The following is a 21,161-nucleotide window of genomic DNA, read 5'->3' as shown; positions in this document are numbered from 1 at the left end:
GTGCTGTGAGTGCGGAGACTGCTGGGGATAAGGCAGAGAAGCGGGCACAAGAGGTCGCTGCTCACCTGGGCATAGCAGACTTCGTCTATGGACAGCCTCTTGTACGCAAAGGGAAAGGCTGGCGGGAGGTTGGAGACGGGCTGCTGGTCATTGGAGATCGTGGTGCCATATTGCAGGTGAAATCACGAGAGCCAGCGCCGGGTTTGCGTGACTCCAAAGATAAAGCCGAACGCGTCGTAAGAAAGTATATCGAAGCGGCGATCAAGCAGGGCTATGGGAGCAAGCGCACGATTCAGTTACACCTGGCTAGCGGTAAGCCTTTGAGTGCAACCCCGGTTCGCGCCCTCGATTTTCCTAGTGTGCATAGCTCGATTTTCGCGCTCAAGCTTTCCCGTTCATGTGAGCAGTGGCCAATTATCGTTATCGTGGATCATCCGCGAAATCCGATATTCAGCTTGTCTGTTCCTCCTGGGGTTTTCTGTATATCTCTACTGGACTGGGAGCAACTGCATGAGCATACCCGATCAGTGAGCGGCATTCTGCGCTATATTGACTTGGTGTTCAAATCGCGACTGCCGACAGTGATTGGAAGGGAGGAGGAGCGCTTTTCTAAGCTCGCTGGTTTTGTCCGCCAACCTAATATACCGAATCAATGGGAATCTCATCCATGGTTCTCGACGGCGGCCCGCGATGACCCTCTAGGCGTGAGCGTTTACCGGGAACTTCTGACCAAGGTGTGGACCGGTCTTCCCCGAGGTCCAGGGATCAGCCCTGAAGACATTCGCACGATGCTTGCATTTCTCGACGATGTACCGACGAGCGTAATGGTCGTCATCGGGCGATGGATCCTGCGGAAACGCCGCGAATTCAGAGAGACCGGCAATCTGGCCAGCGGAGGCATGACCACTGGCAACAAAATTCTAGTTTACCTTCACGGTTCAGAGCAGCAATGCTCCGACCAGGCGCAGTGGACGTCGGAGCTCACCTTTTTAACTCTCACTCGTTTGCATGAGTGGACAGAGACTTATAGCGCCAAGGCTGTTGCGCTTGGGGTAGGTACACGTGAAACTGAAAATGGGATCGAGTACACGCATGTCTACCTTGAAGGCGCAGGAGGTTTAACAAAGGAGATTCGAGATATGATCGAATGGAAATATGGCGTGCACAACTATAGGCTCGGCCACGTGCACCACCTTAAATATGGGCGAAATGAAACATGTCCTTGTGGTAGTGGAATGAAGTACAAGCGATGCCACGGTAGCCGATGAACTACCATCCAATAGCCAGCCCGGTGGTGCAGAGCTTGTCTTTCTCCGCTTTACGAGCGATGGATCTCATCACCGCCAATGCCCCGGGCAGAACTTGGCTATGGTGCTCAACCACACTGGTTCAGTGAGCCAGGGTGAGGAACGAACCCTGGATCGTCGATCGCCCCCAAGCACGTACGGCGACCGGCCATGCCGTGGCGATCGTAAGGGCTGCATCTGTGTGGCGGCGCGGCATCTCCGGTCGGAGCGTTCGGCTGGTACGGCGGGGCGGGAGTGCAGCGCCCGGCCCGGGGTGCCGCCGCCGTTCGGGACCGGCCCCCAGGCCGCATGCCCGGACGGCGGGCGGGCGGAGGGCCGGAGGTGCGGCGGCGCGCCGCGCCGCCGCCTTGATACCTATAAGAACAATTCGGCAATGTCACTCGTGGAGCTGTGACGCTCCGAGTAGGCGGGTGCCGTCGTGGTGGCGGATGGCCGGTGCCTGGTCGCGGTGCATGGCGTCGAGGACGCGGATGGCGAATGCCTCGGATGCGAGTTCCTGGACCTCGTCGGCGGTGACCCAGCGGAAGGCGCGGGTCTCGTCGGTTTCGGTAAGACGGCCGCCGATGACCTTGCAGCGGAAGACCAGGGCGACGATGCCGCGGGTCATGTTCTTGTAGACGCCGGTCAAGGTGACGGGCTCGACGTGCAGGCCGGTCTCTTCCTGGATTTCTCGGAGCAGGCCGCTGGTGATGTCCTCGTCGCGTTCCAGGACTCCGCCGGGTGCTTCCCAGTGGCCGTTGTCTCGGCGCTGGGTGAGGAGGGCACGCCCCTGGTCGTCGATGATCACGCCTGCCACGCTGACGGAGTGCGTGTTGTGGTGATCCATCGGATTACCTCCGGGGCTGCTGATCGCTATTGTCGAACTGCGGTACATGTATGTACGAGTTGAGGAGTGGTCGTGGCCGAGCTGCCGTTGCCGGATCTGGACCCGACCAGCGACCGGGCCGTCTTCCGGCAGATCGCCGATCACATCAGGCATGCGATCGAACAGGGCACTCTCGCCGAAGGTGACAAGGTGCCCTCAGAAGCTCAGCTCATGCAACATTACGGCGTCGCGCGGATGACCATCTGCAACGCGCTCCAGGTCCTCCAGGGCGAGGGCCTGACCGTCGCCGAACACGGGCGCGGTGTCTTCGTCCGCTCTCATCCTCCGGTCCGCCGGCTGGCCTCCGACCGGTTCGCCCGTCGCCATCGCGAGCAGGGCAAGGCCGCGTTCATCGCGGAGACCGAGGGAGCCGGCGGGAAACCGACCGTCGACTCCATCAAGATCACCGAAGAGCGGCCCTCGGCGGACGTGGCCGAGTTGCTCGGGATCACCTCGGAAGATCATGTGATCGCCCGGTCGCGCCGATATCTGATCAACGGTCAGCCGGTGGAGACGGCCGTGTCGTACATCCCGGCGGAGATCGCGCGGGACACGCAGATCGCGCAGCCGGACAGCGGCCCGGGCGGGATCTATGCCCGGCTGGAGGAGTTGGGTTACCGGCTGGATCACTTCGTGGAGGAGATCCGTTCGCGGATGCCGCTCCGTGACGAGGTGCGGGCGCTCAAGCTCGCGCCGGGTGTTCCGGTGTTTCACCTGGTCCGTACGGCTTACGCCACCGATGGTCGCGCCGTGGAGGTGTGCGACACGGTGATGTCCAGCGATGCCTACGTGCTCTCGTATGAGCTTCCCGCCCGATAACGCTTGACGAACTCCTCTAGAGGAGTCATAAAGGAGTCGCACCCAAACTCCTATAGACGAGCAGACGTCTGGAGGGGCTGTCTCTGGTGCTGTAGGAACCGGCGGATTCGAAGGGGCGAAGCCTTATGGCCGACCTGTGTGTGTCCTGTGAGGGGCGGGGGTGGAAGTACGTCAGCCCCCGGCGCGGACTGATCGCCGGCCCCGGCGAGGCTGCTCCTTCTCTCCGTGTGCGCGATGACTGCTCCACATGTCAGGGATCTCGCGCCCAGGAGACCCCGCAGAGACGACCGTCATGAATGCGGCCTTCGTAGCGGGAGGCATCTCGCCCCTGGAGACGGCCGAGTCGTTACGGGCCGAGCTCGATCGCTGGAAGATCTCCGCTGATGTTCACGGCGGTTACGGCCTGGCGCTGGTGTCGGTCTGGGTGGGACTGGTCGTCTGGTGCGACGGCGACCGGTTCTGGTGGCGCACCGGCTGGGACGATCGGCGTGAGCGCTTCACCTACGCCTGGCATCCGGCGATCGAGCCGGCCCGCGCTGCTCGTCGGGTCGCGTTCCGGTACAGAGACCTCCGCGACGCGCCGCCGCCGTCTGAGCCGATCGCCTAGAGCGCACCGTGCTCCCGCTCGACGAGTGCCTGAGCCCGCACGTGGCCATGGCCCAGCGCGATCATGTGCGGCTGGACTGGCGGGAACCGCATCGGGCGCTTGAGCGGGTGCGGTCGAGAAGATGGACCTGCGCGTGCCGGGCCACGGTGTACGAGCTGTGTGAGGGCGGGGGACAGGCGTTCATCCGGAGAACCCTCCAGCTCGAAACCGGCCACCAGATCCACGAGACCCACCGATGGTCGATCGCTGAAGCTCGGGCGGCCTGGACAGAGCTACTGTCCGGACGAGCCCGGTAGAACGAGTGTGGCGGTGCGGCTGACGAGGCCGAATGGATGAGGGGGGTCTCAGAGTCCCGCACCGTCACACTCTCCACCCACGCAGTTTGATCAGCTATGCAAGCCAGGTATCCGTGTCTATGCTGACGATAAGTCGAGTAGTTGGGTTGTTGTCATGTCCGTATCTGATGAGGAATATGCCCCGCCGAAGTACGCGCAGATCGTCACAGCGATCCGGCGCAAGATCGCGGACGGCACCTATCCTCCCGGTTCGCAGTTGCCATCCGAGACGCAGCTCGTTCGGGAGTTCGCCGTCAGCCGTCCCACCGTGGTGCGGGCTCTCCAGGTGTTGCAGCTTCGCGGGATCATCGACCGCGAGCACGGCAAGGGCTCCTATGTGAAGACTCCGCCACCGGGTTCTGACGACGCTCCTTCTCGACCTGGCCGCGCCGTACTCGATCGAGTGGAAGCCGCCGAGGGCGGAGCGGTCATCGAGGTGGGATCGCACCCCGCGCCGGCCAATGTCGCGGCGATGCTCTCCCTGCCTGAGAGGACGCCGGTCATGATGCGCCGTGTCCTGCTCAGCGAGGCGGATGAGCCCTGCGAGCTGATCACCTTCTGGTGCCCGATCGAACTGGCCGAAGGAACCGACCTCGGCCGCCAGGTGCCGCTGACGGTGAGCGTTCGCCAGCACCTTCAAGGGGCCAGAGGGCTACGGCTGGATCACGTCGTGGAGCGCCTGGCCGCCCGTCACCCCTTGCCACACGAGGCCAAGGTGTTGGGGCTGGGCAAGTCGGCCGCCGTGCTGGGCGTTCTGGCGCGTGTCTACGACGCTTCGGGCCGTCCTGTGCTGGTCATCGACATCGCGCTTCCCGGTGCTCTGCATGAGTTGGAAGACGCCTACACCTTGTGATGTGACCTAAGTCACATCGACTCTCGGAAACTCGTATTGTCGAGTACTCGTTTCCGAAGTAGCTTGTAACTCGACAGTACGAGTTAGCGACAGCACGACTGGAGAACAGAACATGGCTATCCAAGGCCCCATCCCCGTCAGCTTCGACCAGGTCTTCCCGCACGGCTGCTACATCGTCGGCGAGGTCGAGCAGGTCAAGGACTTCGACGCCTCCTCCAAGGGACGCACCGTCTACGCCAAGGACAAGACCACCGGCGAACCCGTGTGGCAGGTCGCCGTGATGGACGCCGACCCGACCGTCAAGGCCGGCCAGAAGACCGTGTCGGTCAAGATCCTGTCGGCGGTGCAGCCGGTTCCCCCGGCTCCGCTTCCCGGCCTGCCGTTCGTGCCAGTCGAGTTCGACGCCATGACCGTCACGCCGTACGTCGGCCAGAACACCGGCCGCCTGGCCTGGTCCATCCGCGCACGAGCGATGCGCGCTCCCCGCACCACTGCGGCTCCGGCCAAGCAGAGCGCTGCAACCAGCAAGGACATAGCGGCCTGACACGTAAGCGGGGCCGCCAGAAGGTGCAACTTCCGGCGGCCCCTCGGCTCTCCCCGGACAACCACATCAAGGAAGAAGGCTCAAGCCTAATGTTCAAAAAACTGCCCGGCGACGAGGCGCAACAACTCGTCTCCACGACCCCTGACACGGCTGTGGTGTTCCGCCCGGCCGTCGTTCGCACTCCGGCGTTCATCACCATCGTCATCTTCGCGTGGCGGGTGCTGTCCGCTCTGGTGCGGCTGGTCTGGCGTCACCCGATCGCCTCGACCGCCACCGCCGTACCCTGCGCGCTCGGCTGGCTGTACGGCTGGCAGTGGGGCGTGGTCCTGGTCGCCCTGGTCCTCGTTGGCCTCACCGCGTGGCGCTTCGTCGATCGGGCTTCGTTCCTGCGGTTGGCCGGCTGGCGGCTGCTGGCCTGGTGGAGGCTGGTGTGGGTCTACCGGCGGCACTGGCAACCCGTAATGATCATCTCCGGTCTCGGACGGCACGTACGCGGCCGGGACTACCTGCCCCGCCTGGTCGGCGTCTCCTGCACCTCATGGGCCGACCTGGTCACGGTGAGGATGCTCACCGGCCAAGCGGTCACCGACTGGTCCGACCGGATCGAACACCTGGCCCATGGGTTCGGCGCGACCTCCTGCCGGGTGACGGTCTCCCGGCCGGGCCGGCTGCTGCTGGCCTTCCCCCGCCGTGACCCGCTGGCCGTCCCCTTACCCGCCCTGCCCATCCCGGCGGCAGCCTCGGTGGGGCCGGTCGAGATCGGCAAGCGGGAGGACGGCACCCCGTGGTGGCTCAAGGTCCACGGCACACATGTTCTCGTCGCGGGCGCCACCGGGGCGGGCAAGGGCTCGATCATCTGGTCCACGATCCGCGGGCTGCTACCTGCGGTGCGGGCGGGCCTGGTGCAGATCTGGGCGCTGGATCCGAAACTCATGGAGCTGTCCTTCGGCCGGAACCTGTTCGACCGCTACGCCGCCGACCCGGCCGCCTGTGCCGAGTTGCTGGAAGCGGCGGTGAAGGTGATGCAGGAGAGGGCGGGCCGGTTCGCCGGAGTCCAGCGCAACCACATCCCCACCGTCGATGACCCGTTCGTCCTGGTCGTGGTCGACGAGGTGGCGTTCCTGACCGCCTACCAGTCCGACAAGGGCCTCAAGCTCCGCATCTCTGCCGCGCTGGCCACCCTGACCACGCAGGGCCGCGCGGTCGGGGTCGGTGTCCTGGCCGCGTTGCAGGACCCGCGCAAGGACGTGCTGAGCATCCGCAACCTGTTCCCCGACAAGATCGCGCTGCGACTGGACGAGTCCGAGCAGGTGGATATGGTCCTCGGCGACGGTGCCCGTGACCGGGGCGCGCTGGCCGACCTCATCTCCCCTGACCCGGAGCTCGGCGCGGGCATCGCCTACGCCCGGCTGGAGACCTCGCCCGAGCCGATGCGCGCCCGTGCCGGCTACGTCTCCGACGCCGACATCCGCGCCATGGTCGCCGCCTTCGCCGCTGACACCGTGCCCCTGCCGCAGACGGGCGAGGTGGCCTGATGAGAGTCGTCTTCCACGCCACGCTCGCCGAACTCGGCGCGTACGGGCTGCTCGACCTTCACGAGGCAGAGATCCCACCGTGCTTCGAGCTGGCCAATCTCCGGCTCCGCAAAGACCCCTACAGCGACGCCTACCGGCTCTGCGCCGACGTGCTCGACCGAGAGGAGGCCATGTGACCGACACCCTCGTTCACCCGCCCATCCCCTCGACCACCGACCCCGTCAACGCCTCCGACCGCACGCTGCCCCGCCTGGTCCGCGACACCCTGCCGCTGGCCCTGGACGTCGCCGTAGAGGTCGCCAAGCTCAACGGGGTCTGCATCCGCCCCATCGAGATGCGGCGCATGGACACCCTCACCGGCACAACGGAACCATTCGACATCCCCTGCGGGACCACCCATGAGGCCAAATGCCCGCCGTGCGCCAAGCGCAACAAGCAACTGCGCATGGCCCAATGCCGCGAGGGCTGGCACCTCGACCACGAGCCCGTCGCCGAACCTCACCCCTCCACCGAGGATCAGCGGTGGCTGATTGAGTTCCGGGCCGACGTGCAGGCCAAACGTGATCAGGCCGAACGTGACGGCGAAGAGGTCGCCGACTGGGACGAGGCCATCGCGGGCATCGACGCGGAGATCAACGCCGCCGGGATGCGTGGCAACGTCCTGGGCGGACGGACGGCTCCCAAGCGTTCCCGTTCGACGAGGCGGCGCCAGGATGCGCCGGACCTGCCCAAGCGGGCCAAGCAGGACACCACCCTCGGCCGGACCTTCATCGCCTCCGATGGCAGGGTGTACCGGCCGTCGCTGTTCGTCACCCTCACCCTGCCCTCCTACGGCAAGATCCGCTCCGGACACGGCGTGCCGGTCGACCCGGCCAGCTACGACTACGCCCGCGCGGCCCGGGACGCGCTGCACTTCTCCAAGCTGGTCGACCGGTTCGTGCAGAACCTCCGCCGGGTGGCCGGCTACGACGTGCAGTACTTCGCCACCGTCGAACCGCAGAAGCGGCTCGCCCCGCATCTGCACATGGCGATCCGCGGGACCCTGCCCCGTGCGGAGATCAAGCAGATTGCCGCCGCGACCTACCACCAGGTGTGGTGGCCGTCCGTGGATGAGGTTCGCTTCGACGGCGATCACCTGCCGGTCTGGAGCGCACGGGCCGACCTCGGCGACGGGGCCGCCTACCCGGACGGGCAGAGCGGCGACTACCTCGACCCGGCCACCGGGGAACTGCTTCCCACCTGGGACGAGGCGCTCGACCGGCTCGACGCCGACGAGGACGCCGAACCCCTGCACGTGCTCCGCTTCGGTGCCCAGGTCGACGTTCAGGGCATCGTGGCCGGCTCCCCGGACGCTCACAAGCGCATCGGCTACCTGACCAAGTACCTCACCAAGAGCCTCGGTGACCCCCTTGACCCCACCGACGTCGGCAATCACGCCCGCCGCGACCACGCCGCCCGGATGGTCGAGGCGCTGCGCTACGAACCCTGCTCGCCCACCTGCCCCAACTGGCTGCGCTACGGCATCCAACCCAAGGGCGCCAAGCCGGGAATGCTTCCCGGCCGGTGCAAGAGCAAGGCGCACAAGGCCGAACACCTCGGCTACGCGGGCCGGCGTGTCCTGGTCTCCCGCAAGTGGTCGAACAAGACCCTGCGCGAACACAAGCAGGACCGTCGCGCCTGGGTGCTCGACATGCTCGGCCTGCACGACGAGACCACCGACCCGCACCGCTACGTGTGGCGACCGGTCTCCACCAAGGACCCGAACCGAACCCCACTGGCCAAGCGGCTGCTGCGCGGCGTCGCCGACCGGCACCGCACCCGCGCTCGCTTACGCGAACTCGAAGCCAGAGCAGAGGGATTACCCGTCACAGATCTTTCGGCAGTCGAGATGCGGGAGGCAGCGTGAGCAAGGGCCGTGATCAGCTCATGACCGTTCCGGAGATCCTCGACGAGCTCGGCGGAGTGTCCCGGCGTACCTTCTACCGCTGGCGGGAGATCGGCCACGCGCCCCAGGGCCTCAAGCTCCCGAACGGCGAGATTCGCATCTACCGCAGCGAGTTCACCGCCTGGCTTGAGACCCTCCGGGAGGCGGCGTGAACACCTCCTATGACGTGAAGTTCTGGGAGATCCGCCGGAATGCGTCCAGTAAGACACCGTCTTATGTCATTCGCTGGAAAGTCGGCGGGCGGGAGAAGTCCAAGACCTTGCGAACGAAGGCGCTCGCCGAGAGCTTCTTGTCGGACCTGCGGCAGGCGGCCAAGCGAGGTGAGGCGTTCGACCTGGAGACCGGGCTCCCCCTGTCTCTGCTGGCTGTCAAAAGTGCTGTGACATGGTTCAGCTTCGCCATGGCGTATGTGGACATGAAATGGCCTCACGCGGCGGCCAAGACTCGTGACAGTCTCACCGATGCTCTGGCGACCATTACTCCTGCTCTCGTCAATGAGGACGTCCCGGACAAGCCTGATGTCCTGGTCCTGCGGGAGGCTCTTCGGCAGTTCGCCTTTCCCCCGGCCGCTCGGCGGTTTCCTCGCTCGGAGGAGATCCGCTCGGCTCTCGTCTGGCTCGAACGCCACTCTCTCCGGGTGACCGATCTGGCCAAAGTCCGGAACGTGCGGCTCGGCCTCGACGCGCTGACACTCCGGCTCGACGGCGGGGCCGCGGCGGCGACCACGATCGCGCGTAAGCGGTCGGTCTTCTACAACGCCCTGCAGTACGCGGTGGACTTGGAGGAGTTACCCTCCAACCCGATCGACAAGGTGAAGGCATGGAAGCCTCCGAAGGTCCGGGAGGTTGTGGACCGGCGCGTAGTGGTCAATCCGACCCAGGCGCGAGAGTTGCTCACCGCAGTTACCTATGTGGGCCGTCTCAACCGAGGTCGGCACCTGCGGGGCTTCTTCGCCTGCCTCTACTTCGCTGGTCTCCGCCCGGCTGAGGCGCTCGGGCTCCGCCAAGAGGACTGCCATCTTCCGGTTACCGGGTGGGGCCGGCTGATCCTGGCCAAGTCCAAGCCGCAGACCAACAAGAAGTGGACCGACAGCGGGGAAGCCCACGACGATCGGGGACTCAAGCATCGTGCCGAGGACGAGGGCCGTCCGGTGCCGATCCCGCCGGAGCTGGTGGCGATCCTGCGGGAGCACATCGACGAGTTCGGTGTCCACGAGGACGGGCGGCTGTTCCGGACCTCACGCGGGGGTGTGATCTCCATCGGGACCTACTGCGAGGCATGGAAGGCGGCGCGGGCCTTCGCCCTTACTCCCGAACAACAGGCATCCCCGTTGGCGGCACGGCCGTACGACCTGCGGCACGCGGCTGTCTCCCTCTGGCTCAACGCGGGCGTTGCCGCTCCCGACGTGGCCGAGCGGGCAGGCCATGGGGTGGACGTACTGCTCAAGGTCTACGCCAAGTGCATCGACGGTGGTACGGAGGTCGCCAACCGCAGGATCGACGGTGCACTGGTCGCATGATCGAACGTACGGTGAAGGGGCCTCGGGAGCACCGGGGCCTCTTCTGCTTTCCCGGCGCGACCTGGGGAAACGCGACCAACATCATTCCGCGTATATTCCGCGAACACCGGCTGAGAGCCGCTCACGGTGGCGTACGGCTGCGCAGGCCGGAAACGATCAACGGCGTCCCACCGAGGGGAAACCCCTGGTCAGACGCCGTTTCGCGAGGTGAGCGGAGAGCGTGGGATTCGAACCCACGAGGAGCCGCAAAGCCCCTAGCGGTTTTCAAGACCGCCGCCATCGTCCACTAGGCGAGCTCTCCTGGCGACACGCTTCGAAGAACGTGTCAGATTGCACCTTAGCCTCTCACCGCGCGAGGCGTGTACGGGACTCGGCAGGCGCCCGGTCTCCAGGTGGAGACCGGGCGCCTGCCGTACCGGATTCAGAGTTGCGTGCCGGCGAAGCCGTCGCCTACCGAGGCCGCCAGGCGGAGGTAGGACTCGCGGGTGGTGGACTGCAGCCTCTCCAGGTCGATCTCCGCGCCCTCTTCGAGATGGGGGTCGTATGGGATGCGGATCACGGCACGGCACCGGGCCGCGAAGTGGGCCTCCAGGCGGTCGAGGTCCACGGTGGACTTCGAACGGGGGCGGACGCTGCACAGCACCACCGTGGCGGAGCGGACCAGTTCCTCGTAGTGGTGGGCCTCCAGCCAGTCCAGGGTGGCCGAGGCGGCGCGGGCGCCGTCCACGGACGGGGAACTGACCAGGACGAGCTGGTCGGCCAGGCCGAGAACGCCGGACATGGCCGAGTGGAGCAGGCCGGTGCCGCAGTCGGTGATACAGATCGAGTAGAAGTTCTCCAGGACCTGGGCCACCGACTGGTAGTCGGATGAGCTGAAGGCCTCCGATACCGACGGGTCGCGGTCGGAGGCGAGGATCTCCAGGCGGGACGGGGCCTGTGAGGTGAAGGCCCGGATGTCGACATAGCGCTTGATCTGCTGGCGCTCGTTGAGCAGGTCGCGGACGGTGGCGGAGGTTTCGAGCTCCAGCTTGTCCGACAGGGTGCCGCGATCGGGGTTGGCGTCGACCGCGATGACCCGGTCTCCGCGGACCTGGGCGAGGGTGGCGCCGAGGCCGACCGTGGTGGTGGTCTTTCCGACACCGCCCTTGAGGCTCAGTACGGCGACCCGATGGTGACCCGTGGCGACGGGGGTGCGGGCACGGCCGACCAGTTCACGGCGGCGGCGGACCTCGGGGGACTCACCAGGCTTGATCAAGCCTGCTGACGCCTTGTAGATCAGTTTGCGCCAGCCGCCTGCGGGGCCGTTGCGGCGGCCCCTGAGCAGCGATTCGGGATCCAGGCTGTCGGCCGACGGCCTGGGGGCGCCCGGCACCTGCTGCCGGGAGGGAGCGCTGAAGGCGGGTGGTGGGACCGACTGGCGTCGGCGTGCCTGGTACGGCTCCCGCGCCGGCTCGGCCGTATCCCCGCCTGACGCGGAAGGCGTGTCCCGGTCGGCGGCGAAGGGCCTGTCCCGCTCGGACGTGAAGGCCGTCTCCCTGCCCGATGCGGAAGGCGTGTCCCGGCCGGACGCGAAAGGCCTGTCCCGCTCGGCGGTGAACGGCGTCTCCCGCTCGGACGTGAAGGCCGTCTCCCTGCCCGACGCGGAAGGCGCGTCCCGGTCCGGCGTGAAGGGCCTGTCCCGCTCGGACGTGAAGGCGGCGCCCCTGCCGGAAGCCGGGGACGTGTCCCGGCCGGACGCGGAGGCCGTCTCCCCCTCGGGCGTGAAGGCCGTCTTCCCGGCCGGCGTGGAAGGCGCGTCCCGGTCCGGGCCGAAGGGCCTGTCCCAGTCACGTGCGAAGCCCGGGGAGCCGGAGGAGTCCGAGCCGAACGAGCCGGGGGCCCGTTCCGGCGGCGTGGCCTGGTTCGGGCGGTCGGCGCCGAAGGACTCGGGCACCCGGAACGGCTCGGCGACCTCGGGGTCGGAGCGCTCCGGAGCCGGCCGGAGGAAATCGCCACCGGTGAACGGTTCGGCCTTGAAGACCGGCCGGTCGCGGTCGCGATCGTGCTCGGCACCGGCCTTGAAAGCCTGCCGGTCGCGGTCGTGCTCGGCACCGGCCTTGAAGACCGGCTGGTCACGGTCCTGCTCGGCGCCGGCGGAGGCGGACCGGTCCTCGGGCGACTCGGCGCCGGAGCGGGGGGCATCCTGCTCGGCGCCGGAAACGGGCCGGTCCTCGTGCTGTTCCGCACTGCCGGAGCGGGGATCGTCTCGCTCGGCGGAACCGGACCGGTCGTCGCGCTGCTCGGTGCCTCCGAAGACGGACACCTCACGCTCGGCCCCGGCGTTCGGCAGCGCGAACCGGTCACGGTCGGCACCGCCGAAAGTGAACGCGTCACGGTCAGAGCCGGCGTTCGGCAGCGCGAACCGGTCACGGTCGGCACCGCCGAAGGCGAACGCGTCACGCTCGACCCCGGCGTTCGGCAGCGTGAACCCGTCGCGGTCGGAGCCCGTGCCGCCGAAGGCGAACCCCTCGGGTTCCGGGGCCGGGGGCTTGAACGGTTCGAGGGTGGGACCGGCGGGCTCGTCGGGGAGGAACGTGAAGGACTCCGCCGGCTCATCCGGGCGGCGGGGCTGCTCGAACAGGCCGCGAGAGGGCTCCTGCCGGGGCTCGGACTCGGCGCGCGGCGCACGGGCCTCGGGACCGGTGAACTCGCCCGTGGTGTGGCCGCCGCCCTCGTCCTGCTCCTGGCGGGGCAGGGGCTTGAGCGGGGCCAGGAAGCCGTCGTTGTCCTGGCTCGGGGGCGCCGTGACGGAGGGCAGGGTGAAGGCTCTCACCGTGTCGCCCGCCGCCATCCAGTCGGCCGCGTCGGCTTCCTCGGCCGGCGGGTCCGCCATGGTCACGGGCGCGCCCGCGGGGTCGTACGCCGAGTCGACGGCCGTGCGGAACAGCGGCGACGAGGCCACGTCGGGCTCCGACGGCACCGAACTCCACGGGTCCTTCGGGTATGGCGAGATGGCGGCGTCGTCCACCGTGTCCATCGCGGCGCTCTTCACCGTGACGGGAGGCGTCTCCTCCTGCTCCTTGATAGCGTCGAGCCAGGCGAGCTGCTCCTCAAGAGACTCCTCACGATCGTGTCTCGCCACCGTGTTCCCCCTCGGGATGGGCATAAAAGGGCAGCAAACACATAGCAGGTTAACGCCCTGTGTTCTCGTCAATGCGGGCAACCACCAAGTTGAGCCCACCGGATACTTTGGTCACATGCACGCCATCGTGATCGATAAACCTGGTGGACCTGAGGTGCTGACCTGGCGGGAGGTCCCCGAACCCCGCCCCGGACCGGGCGACGTCCTCATCGACGTGGCCGCCTCGGCGGTCAACCGGGCCGATGTGATGCAGAGGCAGGGGCTGTACGGCCCGCCTCCGGGCGCCCCGCCGTACCCGGGGCTGGAGTGCTCCGGCGTGGTCGCCGAGGTGGGCTCGGACGTCGAGGACTTCAAGCCGGGCGACCGGGTGTCCGCGCTGCTCGCCGGAGGCGGCTACGCGGAGCGGGTCGCGGTGCCCTGGCAGCAGGTCATGCGCGTGCCCGAGGGCGTGGACCTGGTCGAGGCGGCCGCCCTGCCCGAGGTGGCGTGCACGGTCTGGTCCAACGTGTTCATGACCGCGCGCCTGAGGAAGGGCGAGACGCTTCTCGTTCACGGCGGCGCCAGCGGGATCGGCACGCTGGCCGTACAGCTCGCCAAGGCGTTCGGCTCGCACGTGGTCGTCACCGCCGGGTCTGCCGAGAAGATCGCCCGCTGTGTGGAGCTCGGCGCCGACGAGGGGATCAACTACCGCGAGGAGGACTTCGCGGAGAGGGTCCGGGCCGATGTGATCCTCGACATCGTCGGCGGGAGATACCTTCCCGGGAACGTGAAGGCTCTCAAGACCGGCGGCCGGCTGGTCGTGATCGGGATGCAGGGCGGCTCGAAGGGCGAGCTGGACCTGGGTGCGCTCCTTGTCAAACGGGCCTCCGTGCACGGCACCACGCTACGCTCGCGCCCGGTCGACGAGAAGGGGGTCATCGTGCGCGGTGTCGTCGAAAACGTCTGGCCCCTGGTCGAGGCGGGGGCGATCCGGCCGGTGATCCACGCCCGGGTGCCGATGAGCGACGCCGCCCAGGCGCACAGGATCCTGGAGTCCGGAGACCACGTCGGGAAAATCCTGCTAGTAAGTTGAGTGCTATGAACGCTGAGGAGAGCACTCCGCACATAGTGGTCATGGGTCCCCAGGGTGCCCAGGCCGAGGAGGACGGCGAGGGACGGTCGATCACCGATCTGGTCGAGCAGCCCGCCAAGGTGATGCGGATCGGCAGCATGATCCGCCAGCTCCTCGAAGAGGTCCGGGCGGCCCCGCTGGACGAGGCCAGTCGCAAGCGGCTCAAGGAGATCCACCAGAGCTCCATCAAGGAGCTCGAAGACGGTCTGGCGCCCGAGCTGGTCGACGAGCTGGAGCGTCTGTCGCTGCCGTTCACCGAGGACGACAACGGCACCCCGCCGAGCGAGGCGGAGCTCCGGGTCGCCCACGCGCAGCTGGTCGGCTGGCTTGAGGGCCTGTTCCACGGGATACAGACCACCCTCTTCGCCCAGCAGATGGCGGCCCGCGCCCAGCTGGAGAACATGCGCAAGGCGCTGCCCAGCGGCATCTCCCTCCCGCAGGAAGGCCACCAGGGCAGCTCGGGCCCCTACCTGTAGAGGTCCTCAAGGACTCTGGCGACCCCGTCGTCGTTGTTGGCCGCGGTCACGTGATCGACCGCGGCCAGCACCTCGGCGTGGGCGTTGGCGACCGCGTAGGAAGTGCCCGCCCACCGCAGCATCGGCAGGTCGTTGGGCATGTCCCCGAACGCGATCACGTCGGCCGACGTGATCGCGTGTCCCTCGGCGAGCGTGGCCAGAGCCGAGGCCTTCGTCACACCGTGGGCGCTCATCTCGATCAGGGCGCGGCCGCTGGAGTGGGTGGGCGTGACCAGGTCGCCGACCAGCTCGCAGACCGTCTCCTGAAGGGCGTCGGGGTCCATCCGGGGGTGCAGGGCCAGGAGTTTGGCACACGGCCGCGAGGTGAGCGTGGACGTCCCGACGCGGAGCCCGGCGACCGCCTTGCCGTCCCAACGACCGAGACGGAAGTCCGATTCGTGGGCGAATCCACCTTCGTATTCCACGGAGAACGCCAGCTCGGGCACCTTTTCGCGGAGCCGTCTCACGACCTCTTCAAGGACATCTGAGGCGATGAGGTGTGATTTGACGATCTGCTCGGTGTGCAGGTCGTAGACAAGGGCGCCGTTGGCGCATATGGCCAGCCCTCTGTGACGTACGGCTCCCGCGACCGCGTGCATCCACCGGGGCGGCCGGCCGGTCACGAAGACCAGCGTGGCCCCGGCTCTCTCCACGCGGGCGAAGGCGGCCGCAGTACGGGGGGAGACGGTTCCGTCCGAGCGCAGGGCGGTGCCGTCGAGGTCGGTGGCGACGAGCCGGGGGCTTCCCATAACAGGTTCCAGTCTGCACTGTGATCCCCGGGGCACCAGACCCGGGATCCGTCTACGAGGAATCTTCCTCATGGCGGGAACACGGGTGCGCCAGATAGTGTTAGATGTGATGGCGTTGTATTAGCTGAATCCCGTTGTGAAAACCAGTTTGACTGAACCACCCCGGGGCTTGCTGTACGACACATGGGGTTCACGAGGTGTGAATCCCAAAGTTTCAAATCCTGAGGGAGAGCTTTAATGGCTCAGGGAACCGTCAAGTGGTTCAACGCTGAAAAGGGCTTCGGCTTCATCGCACCGGACGGCGGTGCACCGGATGTGTTCGTGCACTTCTCCGAGATCCAGGGCAATGGCTACCGTAGCCTCGAAGACGGCCAGCGGGTCGAATTCGAGATCACGCAGGGCCAGAAGGGCCCGCAGGCCTCGCAGGTCCGCGCCGTCTGACGCATAGACCTCTGGTTAGCGAGGGAGGCGGGGTTCGCTTAACGCGAACCCCGCCTTCTTCGCTTTCCGGCAGACCGCCCCGTTCCCGACAGACCATCCCTTTCCCGACAAGCCACCCCTTTCCTGGCGAGCCAGACGGCTTCCCGGCGGGCTAGATGGCTTCCCGGCGGGCCAGACGGCTTCTCAACGGGCCAGACGGCTTCCCGATGGACTAGATGGCTTCCCGGCGGGCCAGACGGCTCCCGGCGGGCCAGACGGCGGCGGAAGCCGGGTCGCGCGCCAGGGCCCGCAGGACCGGAGTTCCGGTTCGGGCGCGGGTGGCGGTTCACGGTGGCCGGCCGGGTTGCACGCCCGGCGAAGGCGACTACCCGTCCGCGACGGGGCCGCGGGCCGCGCGTATGCCTCCAGAGCGCCCTGATCGGCCCTCAGAGCGGCGAGGAGGGCCTCGCCGGGGGCGGAAGTCGCTTGTTCGCTCCCTGGCCGCCTGCGGGGCTGTGGGCGTGTGCCGCGTCGCCCGCCGGTACCGCCCTCCCGCAGGGACCGCTGGTAGCGCCCGTCCCCCGGGGAGAAGACGCAGGCCCCCGCCGGGGTGCGGCGGGGGCCTGCGTCGTGCGGCGCTTACTTGACGGGTTCGAGGACGTCGAGGCCGACGTAGGGGCGCAGGGCCTTGGGGACCACGACGGAGCCGTCGGCCTGCTGGTGGTTCTCCAGGATGGCGGCGATCCAGCGGGTGGTGGCCAGGGTGCCGTTCAGCGTGGCCACGTGCTGGGGCTTGCCGTCCTTGTCGCGATAGCGCACGGCGAGGCGGCGGGCCTGGAAGCCGGTGCAGTTGGAGGTCGAGGTGACCTCGCGGTACTGGCCCTGGGTGGGCAGCCACGCCTCGCAGTCGAACTTGCGGGCCGCCGAGACGCCCAGGTCGCCGCCCGCGATGTCGATCACCCGGTAGGGCAGCTCGACCTTGGCGAGCATCTCCTTCTCCCAGTCGAGCAGGCGCAGGTGCTCCTCGTGCGCGTCCTCGGGGCGGGTGTAGGAGAACATCTCCACCTTGTCGAACTGGTGGACCCGGATGATGCCCCGGGTGTCCTTGCCGTACGAGCCGGCCTCGCGGCGGAAGCAGGTGGACCATCCGGCGTAGCGGTACGGCAGCGAGCCGCCGTCGAGGATCTCGTCGGCGTGGTAGGCCGCCATCGGCACCTCGCTCGTCCCGACCAGGAACAGGTCGTCCTCGGGCAGGTGGTAGACCTCGCTGGCGTGCTCGCCGAGGAAGCCGGTGCCCTTCATCGACTCGGGCTTGACCAGCACCGGGGGGATCATCGGGATGAAGCCCGCCTCGATCGCCTGCTGCATGGCCATGTTGAGCAGGCCGAGCTGGAGCCGCGCGCCGACGCCCCTGAGGAAGAAGAACCGCGAGCCGGAGACCTTCGCGCCGCGCTCCATGTCGATCGCGCCGAGCAGCTCGCCGAGCTCCAGGTGATCCTTGGGCTCGAAGTCGAAGGACGGCTTCTCGCCGACCTCCTCGATCAGCACGAAGTCGTCCTCGCCGCCGGCCGGAGCCCCCTCCTCCACGAGGTTGGGCACCGTGTAGAGCAGGTTGTCGAGCTCCCCGGCGAGCTTCTCGGCCTCGCTCTCGGCCGACTTGACCTGCGCCGCGAGATCCTTGGCCCGGTCGAGGAGGGCGGCCTTCTCGTCCCCGGAGGCACGGGAGACCGTCTTTCCGATGCTCTTCTGCTCGGCGCGCAGCGTCTCGAACCGGCTCAGCGCGCCGCGCCGGCGGCTGTCGAGGTCGAGCAGCGTTTCGACGACGGAGTCGTCCTCACCGCGGGCACGCTGCGACGCCCGTAGCCGGTCGGGATCCTCACGAAGGGTACGCAGGTCAATCACAGATCAAGGCTACCGATGCGAGGCTTGAGCTCGCACCCGCATTCCGTCTCGGCCGGGGCGCCCGCGGGTCGAGGAGCCGTGACACGCCCGTCGAAACCCCTGCCAAGCCACCGCGGGGACCCGCCGGCCGGGCGCCCGATCAGACCTGGCCGGTGCGGATCCTGGAGAGCCAGCCCGTGGCCTCGGTGAAGTCGCCGTTGGCCGTACCGCGCTTGACCTGCGGCGAAAGGCCGTCGGCGCGCGGGTAGCTGCCGAGGAAGCGCACGTCGGCGCAGATCCGGTGGAGACCGGAGATCGCCTCGCCGACCCTGGCGTCCGCCACATGGCCCTCGAAGTCGAAGTGGAAGAAATAACGGCCGATCCCGTCACCGGTGGGCCGCGACTCGATGCGGGTCAGGTTGACCCCGCGCACGGAGAACTCGGTGAGCATCTCCAGCAGCGCGCCCGGGTGGTCGTCGGTGAGGAAGGCGACCAGGGTGGTGCGGTCGGAGCCGGTGGGCTCGGGCAGCGGACCGGGGCGGGACACGCGGACGAACCGGGTCACGGTGTCGGAGCGGTCACCGATGCCGGTAGCCAGCTCGACCAGCCCGTAGTGCTCTCCGGCGATGCGCGCGGCGATGGCGGCGTCGTACGGCGAGCCGGGGAGGGCGACCTCCTGGGCGGCCGCCGCGGTCGACGGGGCCGCGACCACCACGGCGTCGGGCAGCTCGCGGGCGATGAAGGTGCGGCACTGGGTGATGGCCGCCGGATGGGTGAAGACCCGCTTGATGCGGCCGATCCGGGTGCCGGGCCGCGCCAGGAGCGAGAACTCGACGGGGAGCAGCAGCTCGGCGGTGATGAGCAGCGGCCCTCCCCAGGCGAACTCGTCCAGGGTCGTGGTGATGGCGCCTTCGAGCGAGTTTTCCAGGGGCACGACGGCGCCGTCGGCCTCACCTCGCCGGGCGGCGTCCAGCGCCGCGCTGACGTTCGCGCGCGGCAGGCGCTCGGCTTGCGGTGCCAGGATCCGCAGGGCCTCTTCGGTGAAGGTGCCCTCCGGTCCCAGATAGGCGAGTTTGGGCATGACACCAGGCTATCCGGCGCCCATCCGAAAGTGCGCGTAAAGCCGCACATTCGCGCAGCTCACCTCCGCCCGCTCGCGGCCCGCCTCCGCCCACGCGGCCCGCCTCCGCCTGCGCGGCCCGCCTCCGCCCGCGCGGCCCGTCCCCGCCCACGCGCCTCACTCCCTGCCGAAGTGGGGCTCCGCTTCGGGGCCGAGGCCGAGCCTGGCGGCGCGCACCGCGTGCTCCTCCTCCGGGGACAGGGGCTGGCGGCCCTTGCCGCCGCGGAGCGGCCGCACGTAGGTCCGGGCCTCCGAGTGGCCGTTGATCGAGGTCAGGACGATCCCGTCGCCGAGCCCGTTCATCAGCGCGACCGAGAAGGAGAGCTGCCCGGTCATCTCCTCCACCGCGTCGTAGCGGAACACCGCCACGTCCCTGATCGCCCTGAGGTCTCCGGGGCTCCCCGCGCCCTCGACGGCCTGCATCCGGCTGCGGTCTCCCACCGCGCCGCGCGTCTGCCACAGCGCCAGAGCACCGATCACGACGCCGGCGACCCCGGCCACGACACCCACGACGATCCCCACGGTAACGAACACGGCACCCAGAGTAATCGTCAGGTCAGGGGAGTGTCCGGAAAACCTCTCGCCGTCTCGGCAGCCACACCCCGAGCAGCCAGACCAGCGCCAGCGCGCCCAGCCCGAACCCGTTCTGGACGATCTTGCCCAGCACCGGGCTGAGCACCGGGATCTCCGCCGCCTTGATCGTCACCCCCCACCAGGGGATCGGCACCACGTAGTAGAGCCAGACACCGGCCGCCACCCGGACCCGCACCGGGTCGCGCCCGTCGCCGGCCAGCGCGCCGAGGACCACGACCACCCAGGCCAGGTGGTGGATCCAGGCCACCGGCGACAGCAGCACGGCCATCAGGCCGACCAGCGCGACACCGGTCACCGGGTGCCCGTCGAGCAGCGCCCTGCGCGCGTGGCGGAAGCCGTACCAGGCGACCACCGCGACCAGCGCCAGCCAGAGCAGGCTGGTCAGCCATTCGGGCAGGTAGAGCCGGATGAGCATGCCGCGCATCGACTGGTTGGTGGTCGCCGCGTTGGCGCCGAGCCGTTCGGGATCGAGCAGCGCGTGGAACCAGAACTCGGCGGCGTCGGCGGGGATCACCAGGAAGGGCAGCAGGGTGAGCAGCGCGGCGGTGAAGGCGGCCATGAAGAAGGTCCTGCGCTGCTCCGGCCGCGCGCCCGGGCCGAAGCCGGTGATGAGCAGGTAGATCAGGAACACGCCGGGGGTGAGCTTGACGGCGGTGGCCAGGCCGATCAGCATGCCGCGCGGCCACACGGGACGCCGGGCCACGCAGTCGGCCAGGCAGAGCGCGACCAGCAGGATGTCCACCTGGCCGAAGCGGACCTGGTCCCTGACCGGCATCAGGTAGGTGCAGGCGACCATCAGGAGCGCGAAGGCCATCGGAAGGCCGGGGCCGCCCGCCCTGCCCGGCGCGTCCCGGTCCCGCGCCACCCTCCGGCCCAGCGCGCGGCCCAGCACCGCCCGGTACGGCACGGCGTGGCCCAGCAGGGCGCGGAAGCCGTATCCGACGCTGACCGCCAGCGTCACGAAGACGAGGGCCGTCCACGCCCACTGCGCCGCGGGCCAGGACATCGCGGCCAGCGGGGTGGCCAGCAGCGCCGCGATCGGCGGGTAGGTGAACGGCAGAAGCTGCGGCGCGGGCGTGACGAAGTCGTAGACCGGCCGCCCCTCCAGGATCGCCTGGCCGCCGGTACGGTACACATCCAGGTCGACCAGGCGCTGGTCGTCGACGTTGCCGAGCCACTGGAACACCAGCGGGGCCACCGCCACCGCGATGAGCAGCAGTGCGAGCGGCCACCCCCACAGGGGCCGCTCCGTCGTGGTCGCCTCGCCAGTCGTCACGACCAGGCAGGTTACCGTGGGCCTGAAGGAAAACGGCCGCCAACA

At 68.2% G+C, this 21,161-nt stretch carries 20 protein-coding genes, 1 tRNA gene and 1 pseudogene; 13 read left to right on the top strand and 9 right to left on the bottom strand.

What is annotated here, in order from left to right; all coding sequences use genetic code 11:
* Positions 1-5: 5 nt before the first annotated feature.
* Positions 6-1,268 (top strand): SEC-C domain-containing protein, encoded by a 1,263-nt coding sequence (locus tag SROS_RS49020; protein ID WP_012886958.1) that lies wholly within the window; start codon positions 6-8, stop codon positions 1,266-1,268.
* A 415-nt stretch (positions 1,269-1,683) separates the two neighbouring features.
* On the opposite strand, the gene SROS_RS00775 is transcribed toward SROS_RS49020, so the two are convergent.
* The gene (locus SROS_RS00775; RefSeq protein ID WP_012886957.1) at positions 1,684-2,133 is read right to left on the bottom strand and encodes an NUDIX hydrolase; all 450 of its coding nucleotides are present in this window, start codon (positions 2,131-2,133) and stop codon (positions 1,684-1,686) included.
* 72 nt (positions 2,134-2,205) lie between these two features.
* Here SROS_RS00775 and SROS_RS00770 point away from each other — a divergent pair, with 72 nt between their 5' ends.
* The 9 genes from SROS_RS00770 to SROS_RS00730 all read left to right on the top strand — a co-directional run bounded on the left by SROS_RS00770 (position 2,206) and on the right by SROS_RS00730 (position 10,329).
* Complete coding sequence (locus tag SROS_RS00770) at positions 2,206-2,991, top strand: GntR family transcriptional regulator (protein ID WP_012886956.1); 786 nt, start codon at positions 2,206-2,208, stop codon at positions 2,989-2,991.
* Positions 2,992-3,283: 292 nt separating this feature from the next.
* A complete protein-coding gene (locus SROS_RS00765; RefSeq protein ID WP_012886955.1) occupies positions 3,284-3,598 on the top strand; it encodes a hypothetical protein in 315 nt (104 codons plus the stop codon).
* Between the two features lie 450 nt (positions 3,599-4,048).
* Positions 4,049-4,786 (top strand): GntR family transcriptional regulator, encoded by a 738-nt coding sequence (locus tag SROS_RS00755; protein ID WP_012886954.1) that lies wholly within the window; start codon positions 4,049-4,051, stop codon positions 4,784-4,786.
* Positions 4,787-4,898: 112 nt separating this feature from the next.
* Complete coding sequence (locus tag SROS_RS00750; RefSeq protein ID WP_012886953.1) at positions 4,899-5,330, top strand: hypothetical protein; 432 nt, start codon at positions 4,899-4,901, stop codon at positions 5,328-5,330.
* Positions 5,331-5,419: 89 nt separating this feature from the next.
* Positions 5,420-6,865 (top strand): FtsK/SpoIIIE domain-containing protein, encoded by a 1,446-nt coding sequence (locus SROS_RS00745; RefSeq protein WP_012886952.1) that lies wholly within the window; start codon positions 5,420-5,422, stop codon positions 6,863-6,865.
* Positions 6,865-7,041, top strand: a complete 177-nt coding sequence (locus SROS_RS50640) for a hypothetical protein (RefSeq protein WP_012886951.1) — start codon at positions 6,865-6,867, stop codon at positions 7,039-7,041. Before SROS_RS00745 ends, SROS_RS50640 begins: the two co-directional genes overlap by 1 nt.
* Positions 7,038-8,771 (top strand): replication initiator, encoded by a 1,734-nt coding sequence (locus SROS_RS00740; RefSeq protein WP_012886950.1) that lies wholly within the window; start codon positions 7,038-7,040, stop codon positions 8,769-8,771. Before SROS_RS50640 ends, SROS_RS00740 begins: the two co-directional genes overlap by 4 nt.
* Positions 8,772-8,791: 20 nt before the next feature.
* The gene (locus SROS_RS00735) at positions 8,792-8,962 is read left to right on the top strand and encodes a helix-turn-helix transcriptional regulator (RefSeq protein WP_043654382.1); all 171 of its coding nucleotides are present in this window, start codon (positions 8,792-8,794) and stop codon (positions 8,960-8,962) included.
* Positions 8,959-10,329 (top strand): tyrosine-type recombinase/integrase, encoded by a 1,371-nt coding sequence (locus tag SROS_RS00730; RefSeq protein ID WP_012886948.1) that lies wholly within the window; start codon positions 8,959-8,961, stop codon positions 10,327-10,329. The genes SROS_RS00735 and SROS_RS00730 overlap by 4 nt, the downstream gene beginning before the upstream one ends.
* 212 nt (positions 10,330-10,541) lie before the next feature.
* Here SROS_RS00730 and SROS_RS00725 read toward each other — a convergent pair.
* Together SROS_RS00725 and SROS_RS48500 are read right to left on the bottom strand one after the other, a co-directional pair.
* Positions 10,542-10,630 (bottom strand) — tRNA-Ser (locus SROS_RS00725).
* 120 nt (positions 10,631-10,750) lie between these two features.
* On the bottom strand, positions 10,751-13,450 hold the full coding sequence (locus SROS_RS48500) for a nucleotide-binding protein (protein WP_012886947.1): 2,700 nt from the start codon (positions 13,448-13,450) through the stop codon (positions 10,751-10,753).
* A gap of 115 nt (positions 13,451-13,565) precedes the next feature.
* On the opposite strand from SROS_RS48500, the gene SROS_RS00715 reads away from it, so the two are divergent.
* On the top strand, positions 13,566-14,522 hold the full coding sequence (locus SROS_RS00715) for an NAD(P)H-quinone oxidoreductase (RefSeq protein ID WP_012886946.1): 957 nt from the start codon (positions 13,566-13,568) through the stop codon (positions 14,520-14,522).
* A 5-nt stretch (positions 14,523-14,527) separates the two neighbouring features.
* Positions 14,528-15,037, top strand: coding sequence for a bacterial proteasome activator family protein (locus tag SROS_RS00710; RefSeq protein ID WP_012886945.1), 510 nt, complete (start codon positions 14,528-14,530; stop codon positions 15,035-15,037).
* On the opposite strand, the gene SROS_RS00705 is transcribed toward SROS_RS00710, so the two are convergent.
* On the bottom strand, positions 15,028-15,825 hold the full coding sequence (locus tag SROS_RS00705) for an HAD family hydrolase (protein ID WP_012886944.1): 798 nt from the start codon (positions 15,823-15,825) through the stop codon (positions 15,028-15,030). The genes SROS_RS00710 and SROS_RS00705 overlap by 10 nt on opposite strands.
* Positions 15,826-16,062: 237 nt before the next feature.
* Here SROS_RS00705 and SROS_RS00700 point away from each other — a divergent pair, with 237 nt between their 5' ends.
* Positions 16,063-16,266, top strand: a complete 204-nt coding sequence (locus SROS_RS00700) for a cold-shock protein (RefSeq protein ID WP_012886943.1) — start codon at positions 16,063-16,065, stop codon at positions 16,264-16,266.
* A gap of 425 nt (positions 16,267-16,691) precedes the next feature.
* Here the strand turns inward: SROS_RS00700 and SROS_RS54305 are convergent.
* The 5 genes and pseudogenes from SROS_RS54305 to SROS_RS00680 form a co-directional block, all read right to left on the bottom strand.
* A pseudogene (locus SROS_RS54305) lies at positions 16,692-16,793 on the bottom strand (FAD-dependent monooxygenase); the annotation flags it as partial.
* 91 nt (positions 16,794-16,884) lie between these two features.
* A complete protein-coding gene (serS, locus tag SROS_RS00695; protein WP_012886942.1) occupies positions 16,885-18,147 on the bottom strand; it encodes a serine--tRNA ligase in 1,263 nt (420 codons plus the stop codon).
* A 139-nt stretch (positions 18,148-18,286) separates the two neighbouring features.
* Positions 18,287-19,207: a prephenate dehydratase gene (pheA, locus tag SROS_RS00690; RefSeq protein WP_012886941.1), complete on the bottom strand. Its 921-nt coding sequence runs from the start codon at positions 19,205-19,207 to the stop codon at positions 18,287-18,289.
* Between the two features lie 156 nt (positions 19,208-19,363).
* A complete protein-coding gene (locus tag SROS_RS00685; RefSeq protein ID WP_012886940.1) occupies positions 19,364-19,780 on the bottom strand; it encodes a DUF4446 family protein in 417 nt (138 codons plus the stop codon).
* Positions 19,781-19,802: 22 nt separating this feature from the next.
* A complete protein-coding gene (locus SROS_RS00680) occupies positions 19,803-21,116 on the bottom strand; it encodes a glycosyltransferase 87 family protein (protein WP_012886939.1) in 1,314 nt (437 codons plus the stop codon).
* Between the last annotated feature and the right edge of the window lie 45 nt (positions 21,117-21,161).

The organism is Streptosporangium roseum DSM 43021, assembly GCF_000024865.1.
In the GTDB taxonomy this organism is placed as follows: domain Bacteria; phylum Actinomycetota; class Actinomycetes; order Streptosporangiales; family Streptosporangiaceae; genus Streptosporangium; species Streptosporangium roseum.
Note: the sequence above shows the minus strand (reverse complement) of the source record. Positions and strands in the feature narration are given on the sequence as shown.